We start from the raw sequence: 12,730 nt of genomic DNA, 5'->3' as shown, positions 1-12,730 counted from the left end.
TTTCGAGCAACATGCTCTAATTCGATGTCTGCCTTATATCAGCCAATTCACCGGGTTCAATCTCGGGTCGCAGCCCCATGAGCGGGGCGACGCGACGGATGATTTCGGCGGCGATCGGAACGGCGGTCCAGCCGGCGGTGCGGCGCGGTTGATCGCCCGAGGTTTCTACCGGCTCGTCCAGCGTCACCACCAGCACATATTTCGGATCATGCGCGGGGAACATGCTGGCGAAGGTCGCGATCACCTTGTCCTTGTAATAACCGCCACCGTTTTCCTTGGGCTTGTCGGCGGTGCCGGTCTTGCCGCCTACTGCATAGCCCTCAACCTCGCCAAGGCTGGCGGTGCCCTCGCTTACCACCTCGCGCAGCATCTTGCGCATCGCGGCAGAGGTCTGGGCCGAGATCACCCGCTCGCCCGGTTCGGCATCGGGGCTGCGCAGCAAGGTCGGCGTTACCCGGCGCCCGCCATTGGCAATCGTGGCATAGCCGGCGGCAAGGTGCATCGGCGTGGTCGACAACCCATGACCATAGGAAATCGTCATGGTCGACAGTTCCGACCAATTCTTCGGCAGCAAGGGTTTAGAGCGCGAGGCCTCGGAAATCTCAAGCGGTGACGGCTCCATAAAGCCGAGCTTTTCCAGAAACGCCCGCTGACGGGTGCCGCCGATTTCCATCGCCATGCGCGCCGTGCCCACATTCGAGGATTTGACAATCACCTTGGTCACGCTCAGCTCCGGGCCGTAATTGTGGAAATCGCGGATCCTGAACCGGCCCCAGGTCATCGGGCTTGTGGTGTCGATCATGGTCGAGGGCGAGACCAGCCCAAGTTCCAAGGCCTGTGCCACGGCAAAGACCTTGAAGGTACTGCCAAGCTCGTAAACGCCCTGCACCGCGCGGTTGAACAGCGGGCTGTCGCCGGGACGTCCCGACACCGGCGGCGCGGGGCGGTCATTGGGGTCGAAATCGGGAAGCGAGGCCACGGCAACCACTTCGCCGGTATGGACATCCATCAGAATGCCGGCCGCGCCCTTGGCGTTCATGATCTTCATGCCGCCATAAAGCACCCGTTCCATCGCGGCCTGAACCGAGAGATCAAGCGAAAGCGTCAGCGGCTCGTGCGCGCGCGCCGGATCGCGCAGGCGCTCGTCATAAAATCGCTCGATGCCGGCCACGCCGATCACCTCGGCGGCATGCACACCTTCGCGGCCAAACCCGGCCCCGCCAAGCACATGGGCGGCCAGTTTGCCATTCGGGTAAAGCCGCATTTCGCGCGGCCCGAACAACAGGCCCGGCTCGCCAATATCATGCACGGCCTGCTTTTGCTCGGGGCTCAGCTTGCGTTTGATCCACAGGAACTTGCGCTTGCCGGTGAAATCCTTGAGCAGTTCTTCGCGCTCAAGATCGGGGAAAATGGCGGCCAGCTTTTCAGCGGCATTTTCGGGGTCAACCATCTGCTGGGGCTGGGCATAAAGGCTATGAGTGTCAAAGTTGGTCGCCAGAATGCGGCCCTCGCGGTCGACGATATCGGCGCGCTGTGCCTGAATTTGTGCGCCCGCCACGCTTGTGCGCGGCTCGGCGGGTTCGGTACTGGCCAGCACGGCCATACGCCCGCCAACCACGCCGAAGGCTGCGAAAAACATCACCGCCAGCACCAAAAGCCGCCCCTCGGCGCGGCGCCGGGCGCGGTCGCGCATGTCCTCATGGCGCAGGCGGATATTCTCGCGCTCGATGGCGTCAGGGTTCTCGCCGCGATTTCGGGCCTCCAGAATACGGGCCAGCGGGCGCAGGGGGGTGCGGATCATGGCTGTTGCTCCATGTTTGAAACATCCACGGGATTGGTGATCGGCAAAAGCGGCGGCGCCGGATAGGCGACCTGATCAATCTTGCCGAACTGATAGGGTTGCAGCGGCAAAAGCCCGAGCTTGTCATAGTTGATCTCGACCAGATCCATCAGCCGCACGGGCCGGTTCAGATAGGCCCATTCGGCATTGAGCACGCGCAGACGCTGGCGCGCCTCGCCGATCTCGGATTGCAGCATCTGGGCGTGGCTTTGTGCCTCTTGCGTGCGATAATTCTCACGATAGGCCCAAAACGCCAGACCGATCACGGCAAGTGCGGTCAGGACGCATAAAAAGCTGCGCATCAGTGTCCCCCTTTCAGAACAGGCATGCCAATGGCCTTGCGGTCGGTCTCGCCCGTCGGGGCCTCGGTGCGGGTGGCCACGCGCAGCTTGGCACTGCGCGCGCGCGGATTTTCCGCCAGTTCCTGCGGGTCCGGCCCCAGGGCCTTGCGGGTCTTGAGTGTGAATTGCGGCTCTGTGCGCGCAAGCTCGGGGGCATGGCGGCTTCCGCCGCCGCCGCCGCCCGAACGATCCTGAAGAAAGCGTTTGACCATGCGGTCCTCGATCGAATGAAAGGTCACCACCGCCAGTTGCCCGCCCGGCGCAAGCGCGCGTTCCGCCGCCTCTAACCCCGCCAGCAATTCACCGTATTCATCATTCACCGCAATGCGGATCGCCTGAAAGCTTCGGGTCGCGGGATGGGCTTGATTTGGTTTCGAGCGCGGCAGGGATTTTTCAATGATCCCGGCAAGTTGCAGGGTCGTTTCAATCGGCGCCTCATCGCGCGCGCGCACGATATTGCGGGCGATGCGGCGGCTGGCGCGCTCTTCGCCGTAAAGATAGAGGATATCGGCCAGATCGCTTTCTTCGGCGGTATTGACCAGATCGGCGGCAGTTGGGCCATCCTGACTCATCCGCATGTCAAGCGGGCCGTCGCGCATGAAGGAAAAGCCGCGCTCGGATTGATCAAGCTGCATCGAGGACACGCCAAGATCAAGCACAACACCGCTCAACGCCTCGCCGTACTCATCAAGCTTGGAAAAATTGCCCTGCACAAGGCGCAAGCGCTCGCCGTAAGGCGCACCCCAAACCTCCGCCATCTCAAGCGCAAGCGGGTCACGATCAACGCCAATCACCTGATCCGCGCCCGCCTCAAGCAGGCCACGGGCATAGCCCCCCGCGCCAAGCGTGCCGTCAAGCCAGACATCGGTGACCGGCGCAACCGCCGCCAACAAGGGACGCAACAGAACCGGAACATGCGGGGCAGGATCAATCGGGGGGGCCGCAGGTGCCATGGCTTACTCCCCCTTCGCGTGATCCAACAGGATAAGCGGGTCAAAATCCTCTGGCAACTCATCCAGCCAGCTTTCGGTTTTCAACAGTTCTTCCTGCTCATAGGTTTCGGGCTTCCAGATCTGAAAGGTGTCACCCGCGGCGATAAAGAACGCCTCATTCTCAAGCCCGATCTTCTTGCGAAGCTTGGCCGGCAGCACAAGCCGCCCGGTCTCATCCACGCTGGTGGGAAAGCTCTGGCCATGAAACAGCCGTTGCAGCATCTTGCGCTCGATCGAACCACGCGGCAGGGCGTCGATCTTGTCGTCGACCTCTTCGATGGCCTCCATGGTATAGCACTCAAGATAGCTGCGGCGATGATCGCCATAAACGATGACAAGCTCGGGATTCAATCCTTCGGTCCAGTTCGCATCAGAGGCCTCGATCACACGGCGAAACGGGGCCGGGATAGACACCCTGCCCTTTGCATCGACCTTGTGGTGACCTTCACCTCTGAATCTGCGACCCACTTTACCGTCGGCCCCCTGTGCCTGCCCCGTTGAAAACCTGGTCCCCATAACGCGAAAGGGCGGGTTGATCTGCTGCCACTGATCAACCCGCCTCCCTCGTCCCGCTGTGCGGGGTGTCCAGCTGCGCGCGCCACCTGGGGGGATGTCTGCTCGCTCGCGCGCCGGATCTCTGTGTTCGATGAAAGCGGGGTGCCTGTATGAAACCTGACTTGGGAGTGTGTTTCGGGGTCTTGAGCGCCCCTGTTTGTTCCCGTCCTCATCGTGTAATCATTGATAGTCTGGGAATTCGTGGGACGCAATAAATTTTTGACCAGCACGGCACAAGATATTGATTTTTGCCCCCTCAAAAACAAAATAATGTGGATAAAACCCCCAACTCAACACCCTATGTAGTCAATGAACGAGAGGAAATAACAATATGTATGCAAATCGGCAGCTTCAAAAAAATGTCCCGAGAATTCCCAGTAATATCACATATCTTCGCGCAACATGCGCAATTCATCATGCAAAAATACCCTCTACCCCCTGAAATCGAGGCTAAAAGATCAAGAATCAAGGCCATTCACGGCAAGGTGATTCGCAGTCCCGCGACCAAAACCCATGCCAGGACCATCATTTCCCACATCGCAATCGCCGCCCCCCCCCCCGGATACCGCAGGCAAAGGGCCAATGTAGCTGTTGTAGCGTGACACTGAAGTTTGCAGTGATTTACAGTGAAGATTGCAGCAACGGGATTTTAGAGCCTGCGGGCGGGGCCGGTTTTAAACGGGCGTTCAATGCCCCCTTCACCACCCCTCCTCACTCAACATAGCGAAACCCCTGCACGGCGCGGAAATGCCCGCCGTATCCACTCCCGGCGGGTTTGAGCCCCTTGCGCGCCCGGGCGGCCGCGAGGCTGCGCATGCTCCGCTCCTTGGCCTCGGCGTAGAGGACGGCCGAGACCTGAGCCCAGAGGGGGTCGCGGCGCAGGGCCGAGGCAAGACCCGGGTGCGAGGTGTGAAACAGCATCGGCATCGGCTTGTCGTAGCGGTTCACGCCGCGCCGCCAGAGCGCACAGACTTCGTTGAGAAACCGCAAGCCCAACCCCGCGCCCTGCCACTCGGGCATGACGACAAGGCGGCAGGCACGGCCCTCGACCAGACCCGGCCGGGTTGAGACCGCGAGATGCGCCACCGGCGCGCCATCAACGAAGCCCACGTAATAGCTCGCCGCGATCATGCGGGGCAGCTTCAGGTAGTGATGCGGCTCAAAGGCGGGCCAGAAGGAGCCGTCTGTCTGGTGAATGTCCATGGCAATGCGCGGTGCCCGTCGAAGACGCCTCCAGCGGAACTCCGCCCGCCGGGTGTCGATCACCCAGTCCGGTTGCAGCCAGGACACCACGTCCTCGTGACAGGTGACGGCAACAAATTGACCGCCCCCCCGCCGCCACGCCTTGGCAAAGGCGGCGGCCCCGATCTGGGCCACGCGCCGGTCGATCGTCGAGGTGAACTCGTCGAGAACGGCAAAGCCCGGCCGCTCCGCCAGAATGCGCGCCAGCTCGGCGCGGAACTGCCCGTTCGCGCCACCCGACACTAAGGGCGGGTTTCGGACATTCGCTGCGACGGCCAATTTTTTGTCGTCGGCAACCGAAGCAGACATTCCAAGCTGAGGGGGAGCTTTCAGAAGCCCAGCCCGTCACCAGCCGTTTGAGATTAATCCTTAGGAACATGCCTTCGAAGCTCTGTTCCAGTGGTGCCGAAAGCATCGGCAACATTTTGTATCAATTGTTCGGCCTGCTTGGTCAACGGAACGGAGCGATCAACCCCGGCACTTGCGTAGCACTCATTAACGTCAGAACTAGACAAATGCGCATCGGCACCACGGAGGTCATAGGCGCCGAAAAGCGGAGACATCCGAGCATATGCATAGTCCTCGTCTGTATGCTTCGCCAATAGTCTTTGAAGTAGCTTCAGTGTGCCTTGATCTGACTTTCGTTCGCCCAAAGCGTCAATCAGGCTCTTCTTATTAATCCTTTCTATTGAAATCTTCACTAGATCCTTTGCCAAGGATCGAAGACCGCTTTCATCAATGGCGCGAAATCTGTGAATTTTTGAGGAGAGTTCTTCTACTTCGTGGTGCTCTCTGAAAAGCGCTATCTTGAACTTCTCCTGAAAAACTTGGTCGATCCATCCGAGGGCATGGTGGATCATGAACTCGGGAGACTTGGTCGAAGCAGGTTTGCATGCCATTTGCGCCTCCATAAGCTCTGCAGACACGCCCCCATCTGGACGACAGTTATGCGCTACCCATATGCGTCGTTCCCAAAGTGGGCGGCGAGCGACATCATAGGCATAGGCGTTAATGAGCCCGAGTTTGTTGACGCCGAAGTGCAGCAGCCAGTCCGGTGAAGGGGAAACGCCGCCCGTGTCATGAGTATACCATTGCATCGTGGCACCTCGGCTCGACAAAAGGTCATTTATCACCTCTGGTTTGAACCAAAGGTATTTCCCCACCTCCTCACGATTAAGCGTCTTTAGATCAACCCTGCCTCCACCACCGTCGAGTTGGACCATAAGAGCCTCATCGGGCTCTCCGTAGCCTACCCGGCAGGACTTTTCAGCAGGTTCGATCCATTCGCCGCGCCACATTTCCCCTGCCACCAGAAAACGTCCGCCCTCATCGCCGCGGACTCCCTTTGTGGTTTCCGTCTCCGTGGCTTCATCGTCATTACCAGCGAAATCTGGAACCTCCTCCTCTGGGTCGACGTCCGTTCTCCACGCTTTGAACATCGCCCAAGTGGTGCCGGGGAAATCGCCTGAGGCGTCTATTTCGTTGCACCTGACCTCAAGCCGGTCGTTTAGGTCCGAGACAAGTGAAAAATCCTCTGGCCAATCAAACTTTGGATCGTTCTCAAGGATCGCTCGACGCTGTCGATAGTAATAGATTCGGAGCGCAGCATTTCGCGCTGCTAGGTAGTCCTTTAGGTATTCCGCTCGGATTTCGACGAATGCAACTGTTCCGTCTTCTTTGCGCGTCAACCTGACTACTTGCTCATATCCTTCGTTGGGACGCACCCAGTAGTTGCCTTCTTCAAGAAGGCCGTAAGCCAAAACAAAGTCCTGGTTAATATAAACCTGCCGTGGATGGTCGGAGTTGAGGTAGTGCGTCAAGACAAGCCTTAGCCCAAGGGGCCCGTCTGGATCATCGTAGAAAGACTCGGCCTCGAAGTATTGCCCGCCCCCATCCAAGTAAGGAACCGTGTTGTCGAGGGACCAATAGTGCCAATCTAGCTCCTCTGCCTTCTCGCGCTTGTCTTTGAAGACAACTGCTGACCCAACAGCGAGCACCTCCTCAACATGTCCAACTTCGGGATAACGTCCACGTTCCAAGGGAAGAATCGTGCCGTAAACTGGGACCCAAACGGCGCGAGAATACAACCTGCGCCGATGGTCTCGCAGTTCGAACCATTCTTTACTTAGCTCGTCCATGGGAAACCTCTCAAAGGTGCGCAGGCTTTAACAGCTAGTAGTAGGTTTAGTCAGTTCTGCCACAACATGAACCAGAAAGATTTGCCATTTCAATACCTAAGCTTCAGCCCAATGTGGTCTTTGCCACATATGTAGCGAATGTCCGGAATAATGGGCTGCCGCGCAGCGTGGTGCGGGACGTCGAGCGGCTTCAAAGGTCCGCTCAGGGCCGGTCACGTCCCAGAGGCCGACAACAGCTCGCAACGCTGCGGCGACCGCTCTCTGCGCAACCCCGCCGTTGGAGCAAAGGGCTGAAAAAGGGTCCCACTTCTTTTTCATGAATAGCCCCACAGAAAAACGCCAACACATTGATATTATATGACTTATCTTGGAAGTGGGACGGCAAACAAGAACTGGGCGGCCTCCGTCCCAGTTCCGGACGCCCTGAGCGTCCTTCAATAGCCCTCGCACCCCCCCTATCACTGCCCATTAAACCCTATTTTAATAGGGTTTCGCGCATTTAGCGCCCCGCGCCACTGCGCGCGTCTGAAATCGTGCATATCGCCATTTTCGCCCAGATTTCACCATTCACTGCAAACTTCACCCGAGCGCGCCTCACAGGCGTCTCACAGCCGCGACACCCCTTATTTCATTGGACCATTCGGATAAGTCCGGCCTCATCTTGGGTAGTCCGGTATCACTGTAATAAAGAGTGTCACCTAACAGTTGCAGGATTTGGGGTGGTTTGGAAAAATCGACGCAACGTGCGCGCCGGACGTGCGCTTAGTCGGCCCGCTCGGCCAGCCATTTATACATCACCAGCGCATCGACCAGCCCTTGGGTCGGATGCGCAAAGGCGCGCGGCAACAGGCCGACGGTTTCAAACCCGAGGCTCCGCCAGAGCTTGATCGCGCCCAGATTGGTGGCCACCACGAAATTGAACTGCATCGCGAGGTACCCCATGGCGCGGGCCTGATCCTGCGAGGCCAGGCACATCGCATGCGCCACACCGCGCCCGCGCGCGGCTGAGGCGACCATATATCCACAGTTGCACACATGCGCGCCGCCGCCCTGCTGGTTTGTCTTGATGTAATAGGTGCCCAGGATTTCGTCGCCGCTCTCGGCCACATAGGTGGCACGGGGCGCGCGCATCCACAGATCGAACACCGCTTCGCGCGTCAGCCCGGGATCAATCGCATAGGTATCGCCCGCCCGTATGACGCCACGCAAGATCGGCCAGAGCGCGTCAAAGTCCGCGTCACGCGCATGCCTGATAGTCATCTCGGTCTGATCCGGCATCAAAAGGCCCCCTGCCCGCAATGGCTAGCGGCGGGCAAAGGGTTTGACAAGCCTCAAGCGTTCACATCGACCACGACGCGGCCCTTGACCTGCCCCTTGAGGATATCGCGACCAAGGCCCGGCAGATCGCCCAGGGTGGCGGAGTGAACCATCGCCTCAAGCTTGTCCATCGGCAGGTCCTTCGCAACCCGCTCCCAGGCGCGCAGACGGTTGGCATAGGGCTGCATCACGCTGTCGATCCCCAAAAGGTTCACACCGCGCAGCAAAAACGGCACCACCGTCGCCGGAAGAGCCGCGCCACCGGCAAGGCCGACGGCAGACACCGAAGCGCCGTATTTCATCTGGCCCAGAACCCGCGCCAGCATGGCACCACCGACCGCATCGACACAGCCGGTCCATGTTTCGGCCTCAAGCGGGCGCTTGACCGTCTCGTTGATCTCTTCGCGCGCCACGATCTTGGTGGCGCCAAGGCCGCGCAGGTACTCTTCGGTCTCCGGGCGCCCGGTGACGGCCGCCACCTCATGCCCGAGATGCGCCAGGATCGCCGTCGCCACAGAGCCGACGCCGCCCGCGGCCCCGGTCACAAGAACCGGCCCGTGACCGGGCACAAGCCCGTGATCCTCAAGCGCCATCACCGCCAGCATCGCGGTGAATCCCGCCGTGCCCACCGCCATCGCCTGTCGCGTACTTAGGCCTTCGGGCAGCGGCACAAGCCAATCCGCCTTGACCCGCGCCTTTTGCGAATAGCCGCCCCAATGGGCCTCGCCCACCCGCCAGCCGGTCAGAACAACCTTGTCACCGGGCGTGTAGCGCGCATCACTGCTTTCCTCGACGGTGCCGGCAAAATCGATGCCCGGCACATGCGGATATTTGCGCACCAATCCACCCCCCGGCCCGATGCAAAGGCCATCCTTGTAATTCACCGTGGAATACTCGACCGCAACGGTCACCTCGGCCTCGGGCAGATCGTCCAGCCCGATTTGCTTGACGGCGGCGCTCGTCTTGCCGCTGTCTTCGTCCTTCTCAACAACCAATGCATTGAACATACTGCTCTCCTATTCCCGAGCAGAGCCTCTGCCCTGCTTCTTCTGGCTAAAAATATCCCGGGGTGTCTGAGGGGCAGCGCCCCACAGTCCCGTACTCTCGTCCGGGCGCTCAGGCCCAGAAGGCTTCGCGCACCCGCGCCACGCGCGGCCCGTCCGGCGCCTCGACCGTGACTTCGGTCCCGGCGTCCCAATGGGTCATGCGGATCATGCCGATGGCCACATTGGTGTTGAAATCCGGCGACCAGGCCGCCGAGCTGATCCGCCCCACCCGCTTGCCCTTTGCCGTCACCGGCCACCACCGGTCACAGCCGGGCACGGCCGGGCCGTCGATCTCGATCGCGCGGATCTGTTGCACCGGGCCTTCCTTGGCGACCCGCAACAGCGCGTCGCGCCCGACACAGCCGATCGCCGTATGGGTATTGCAGAACCTGCCCAACCCACATTCATGCGGCGTGTGATCGTCGGTCATGTCATTGCCATAGCTCAGCAAGCCGCCTTCGATCCGCTCTATCAGGTTGGGACAGCCGGCATGGACATCAAACTCGCGGCCCGCCTCCATCAGCGCATTCCAGAGCGGCATGCCGATATCACCGCCCTCGACATAAATCTCGAACCCGCCCTGCTTGGAATAACCAGAGCGCGCAATCACCATGTCGCGGCCCTGAAAATCAAAGATGCCAAAGCGGAAAAACCGCAGATCGCGCACCCTGTCGCCAAACACCCGCGCCATGAGGTCGTCGGCTTTCGGCCCCTGAATGGCAAGCGGGCTTACGTCCGGCTCATCCACCAGAACATCAAGCCGCCAGCCATGCGCCGTCGCCTTGACCCAATACAAGAGATCGGAATCGGCAATCGAAATCCACCAGCGGTCCTCGGCCAACTTGACCGCAACCGGATCGTTCAGCATGCCACCGGTCTCATCGACGATGGGCACATAATAGCATTGCCCCACTGTCATTCCGCGCAGATCGCGCGGGGTCAGCATCTGCATCAGGCGCCCGGCATCGGGGCCGCGCAGCTCGACCTGACGTTCACAGGCGACATCCCAGATCTGCACCGCGTCCTTGAGGTGGTGATAATCCTCCTGGATACTGCGAAACACAGTCGGCAGCAGCATGTGATTGTAAACCGTATAGGCCTTGACGCCGGCCGCCTCGACACCGTCGGAAAACGGCGTCCGGCGCAACCGGCGCGAGGGCGAAAGAAGCACCATCAGCGGGGACCTTTCCAATCAATGTGACAGATTTCGGCGCAGCGGCCATCAAGCTCCAAAACTTGGGTTGAACACATCGCCACTCCTCGAGAATCATAACTTGCATTTAAAATGTCAGACATTTAAATGTATGACAAATGAAAATTGATCCCGATAACAAGTCCGACCTCTCGGCGCAGATCGCCAAGGCGATCCGCGATGCGATTGTCAGCGGCGACATGATCGTCGATCAGCGCCTGCCCTCGGAGGCCGAGCTTGCCGATCAGTTCGCGGTCTCGCGCTCGACCGTGCGCGAAGCGCTCAAGCGGCTGGCGGCGCAATCGCTGATCCGCACCCAGCGGGGGGCCTTTGGCGGCGCCTTTGTCAATCGCCTCAGCTATGAAGAGGCGTATGGCGATCAGATCACCACCGCCACGCTTTTGCTGTCAATGAACGGCATCAGCTTTGATGTCGCCTGCGAGGCGCGCTATGCGCTTGAACGCGCCTGCACACCGCTTTCAGCAGAGCGCCGCACCGCCGATATTCTGGCCAGCATGCGCGCCGAAATCCACCGTCAGGCACAGCCGGGGCTTTCGGACGAATCCTTTTGCGCCTCTGACGTGGCCTTTCACCGGGCGCTGGTCGATGGCGCGGGCAATCCGGTGCTGTCCTATCAGCTTGCCGGCGCGGTTGAAGCGATGCAGCCTTTGATGAACATGATCACCTTCACCGCCCGCTCCCGCGAGGCGATCGTCGGTTTTCACATCCGCATCGCCGACGCGCTTGAAGTGCGCGCGCCCGACGCCGCACAAGAAGCGCTTCACGAGCTTGAGGCCTATACGCTTCATCTTGGGCGTGACGTGATGGCGACCCGCGACAAGGCCGAACGCAACAAGGACAGTGCCAGCGCCTGAAAGGGATTTGCATGAGTATTTGAAGAAAGATGAAATCCTTCACTCTGGCTTTCATCTTTCCAAAAATACTCAAATTCTTCGTTTGCGATGAGCAGGGCAGATCGCACAATGGGTTCGGGCGTGCGATCTTCCCCCTAGCAAGCCCGTCCGCCATGGCTTAAGTTCATTGCTATATGGATGGGCCTTGGGGGTAGCATGAGCGATACGGGACTGCAGAAGCTGGCGTTTTTCCTGCTGATTGCACTGATCATGTTCGTCTCCGCCACGGGGGGCGTCTGATGGCGCAGCGGTTTGGCGGCAAATACAGCCCCTCGGGCGAAGAGGCCGCCCAGGCATCGCAAGGCCCCGGCCCGCAGGGAAGTTTCCGCGGCGCGCGACGCACGCGTGCCGGTGGCCGGGTCAACCTGTTGTTTTTCGCGCCCTTGCCACTGGCGGTGCGGGCCTTCGGCTCGGGGCCGATCGACCTTGCCGTCAATCTGACCGCCCTTGGTGCGCTTTTGCTCGCCGCCTGGCTCACGCGCCACGGGATTCTGGCGCAAGAGGCTTACGAGGCGCGCAAGATTGCCCGTCGCCCGGCCTTTCCGCGCAAGATCGCGGCCTCGCTCTTCACCGGGCTTGGCCTTGCGCTTGCCGGGTTTGCCAGCACAGGCGGGTTGGTTGAGCCGTTGATTTACGCGGTTCTGGGCGCGATACTTCATAGCATGGCCTTCGGGCTTGATCCGCTCAAAGACAAGGGCGTCGCGGGAATCGACACCTTTCAGAGCGACCGCGTGGCGCGCATCGTCGATCAGGCCGAGACCTATCTGAGCGCCATGAGCGAAGCGATTGCCCGCGCCGGGGATCGTCAGGCCGAGGCCCGGCTTGAGCGATTTCAGGTCAGCGTGCGCGATATGCTGCGCACCGTCGAGGACGATCCGCGCGACCTGACGGCGGCGCGCAAATATCTGAGTGTTTACCTCATGGGGGCGCGCGATGCCTCTGTCAAATTCGCCGATCTGCACGCCCGCGCCCCGAACCGGGCGGCGCGCGACAGCTATCTCAGCCTGCTCAGCGACCTTGAGGAAAACTTTACCGCCAAGACCCGCGCGCTGATGATCGACAACACGACCGATCTTGATATCGAGATCAGCGTGCTGCGCGATCGCCTTGCGCGCGAGGGCGTCCAACTTGAAACCAAAGATTTAGTGTAAAA

11 protein-coding genes are annotated in these 12,730 nt (G+C 60.2%); 2 read left to right on the top strand and 9 right to left on the bottom strand.

The window, feature by feature from the left end:
- Window positions 1–16: 16 nt before the first annotated feature.
- The 9 genes from BMZ91_RS07595 to BMZ91_RS07550 form a co-directional block, all read right to left on the bottom strand.
- Entirely contained in the window at window positions 17–1,801 is a 1,785-nt protein-coding gene (locus tag BMZ91_RS07595; protein WP_092836534.1) for a peptidoglycan D,D-transpeptidase FtsI family protein, read from the bottom strand.
- Window positions 1,798–2,142 (bottom strand): cell division protein FtsL, encoded by a 345-nt coding sequence (ftsL, locus tag BMZ91_RS07590; protein WP_177193814.1) that lies wholly within the window; start codon window positions 2,140–2,142, stop codon window positions 1,798–1,800. Before ftsL ends, BMZ91_RS07595 begins: the two co-directional genes overlap by 4 nt.
- Window positions 2,142–3,134 carry a 16S rRNA (cytosine(1402)-N(4))-methyltransferase RsmH gene (gene rsmH, locus BMZ91_RS07585; RefSeq protein ID WP_092836528.1) on the bottom strand — a complete coding sequence of 331 codons (993 nt, stop codon included), beginning with the start codon at window positions 3,132–3,134 and terminating at the stop codon, window positions 2,142–2,144. Before rsmH ends, ftsL begins: the two co-directional genes overlap by 1 nt.
- 3 nt (window positions 3,135–3,137) lie before the next feature.
- The gene (gene mraZ / locus BMZ91_RS07580) at window positions 3,138–3,641 is read right to left on the bottom strand and encodes a division/cell wall cluster transcriptional repressor MraZ (RefSeq protein ID WP_092836867.1); all 504 of its coding nucleotides are present in this window, start codon (window positions 3,639–3,641) and stop codon (window positions 3,138–3,140) included.
- A gap of 798 nt (window positions 3,642–4,439) precedes the next feature.
- Window positions 4,440–5,279, bottom strand: coding sequence for a hypothetical protein (locus BMZ91_RS07570; protein ID WP_245736250.1), 840 nt, complete (start codon window positions 5,277–5,279; stop codon window positions 4,440–4,442).
- A gap of 53 nt (window positions 5,280–5,332) precedes the next feature.
- On the bottom strand, window positions 5,333–7,108 hold the full coding sequence (locus tag BMZ91_RS07565; RefSeq protein ID WP_092836523.1) for a hypothetical protein: 1,776 nt from the start codon (window positions 7,106–7,108) through the stop codon (window positions 5,333–5,335).
- Between the two features lie 762 nt (window positions 7,109–7,870).
- The gene (locus BMZ91_RS07560) at window positions 7,871–8,386 is read right to left on the bottom strand and encodes a GNAT family N-acetyltransferase (RefSeq protein WP_092836520.1); all 516 of its coding nucleotides are present in this window, start codon (window positions 8,384–8,386) and stop codon (window positions 7,871–7,873) included.
- Window positions 8,387–8,439: 53 nt separating this feature from the next.
- Window positions 8,440–9,432: an acryloyl-CoA reductase gene (gene acuI, locus BMZ91_RS07555; protein ID WP_092836517.1), complete on the bottom strand. Its 993-nt coding sequence runs from the start codon at window positions 9,430–9,432 to the stop codon at window positions 8,440–8,442.
- A gap of 109 nt (window positions 9,433–9,541) precedes the next feature.
- A complete protein-coding gene (locus BMZ91_RS07550) occupies window positions 9,542–10,645 on the bottom strand; it encodes a dimethylsulfoniopropionate demethylase (RefSeq protein WP_092836515.1) in 1,104 nt (367 codons plus the stop codon).
- A 137-nt stretch (window positions 10,646–10,782) separates the two neighbouring features.
- On the opposite strand from BMZ91_RS07550, the gene BMZ91_RS07545 reads away from it, so the two are divergent.
- Window positions 10,783–11,538 (top strand): FadR/GntR family transcriptional regulator, encoded by a 756-nt coding sequence (locus BMZ91_RS07545; protein WP_092836512.1) that lies wholly within the window; start codon window positions 10,783–10,785, stop codon window positions 11,536–11,538.
- Window positions 11,539–11,816: 278 nt separating this feature from the next.
- Entirely contained in the window at window positions 11,817–12,728 is a 912-nt protein-coding gene (locus BMZ91_RS07540; RefSeq protein ID WP_092836509.1) for a 5-bromo-4-chloroindolyl phosphate hydrolysis family protein, read from the top strand.
- The last annotated feature ends 2 nt before the right edge of the window (window positions 12,729–12,730 follow it).

The sequence above is a fragment of the Roseovarius lutimaris genome, assembly GCF_900115165.1.
Lineage (GTDB): Bacteria > Pseudomonadota > Alphaproteobacteria > Rhodobacterales > Rhodobacteraceae > Roseovarius > Roseovarius lutimaris.
The sequence above is the reverse complement of the archived record's forward strand: the minus strand, read 5'-3'. Positions and strand labels throughout refer to the sequence as shown.

Bases quoted from the DNA above. Each gene is read 5' to 3' on its own strand.
- BMZ91_RS07595 (WP_092836534.1), bottom strand. From the start codon at position 1,801: ATGATCCGCACCCCCCTGCGCCCGCTGGCCCGTATTCTGGAGGCCCGA.
- ftsL (WP_177193814.1), bottom strand. From the start codon at position 2,142: ATGCGCAGCTTTTTATGCGTCCTGACCGCACTTGCCGTGATCGGTCTG.
- rsmH (WP_092836528.1), bottom strand. From the start codon at position 3,134: ATGGCACCTGCGGCCCCCCCGATTGATCCTGCCCCGCATGTTCCGGTT.
- BMZ91_RS07570 (WP_245736250.1), bottom strand. From the start codon at position 5,279: ATGTCTGCTTCGGTTGCCGACGACAAAAAATTGGCCGTCGCAGCGAAT.
- BMZ91_RS07565 (WP_092836523.1), bottom strand. From the start codon at position 7,108: ATGGACGAGCTAAGTAAAGAATGGTTCGAACTGCGAGACCATCGGCGC.
- BMZ91_RS07560 (WP_092836520.1), bottom strand. From the start codon at position 8,386: ATGCCGGATCAGACCGAGATGACTATCAGGCATGCGCGTGACGCGGAC.
- acuI (WP_092836517.1), bottom strand. From the start codon at position 9,432: ATGTTCAATGCATTGGTTGTTGAGAAGGACGAAGACAGCGGCAAGACG.
- BMZ91_RS07550 (WP_092836515.1), bottom strand. From the start codon at position 10,645: ATGGTGCTTCTTTCGCCCTCGCGCCGGTTGCGCCGGACGCCGTTTTCC.
- BMZ91_RS07545 (WP_092836512.1), top strand. From the start codon at position 10,783: ATGAAAATTGATCCCGATAACAAGTCCGACCTCTCGGCGCAGATCGCC.
- BMZ91_RS07540 (WP_092836509.1), top strand. From the start codon at position 11,817: ATGGCGCAGCGGTTTGGCGGCAAATACAGCCCCTCGGGCGAAGAGGCC.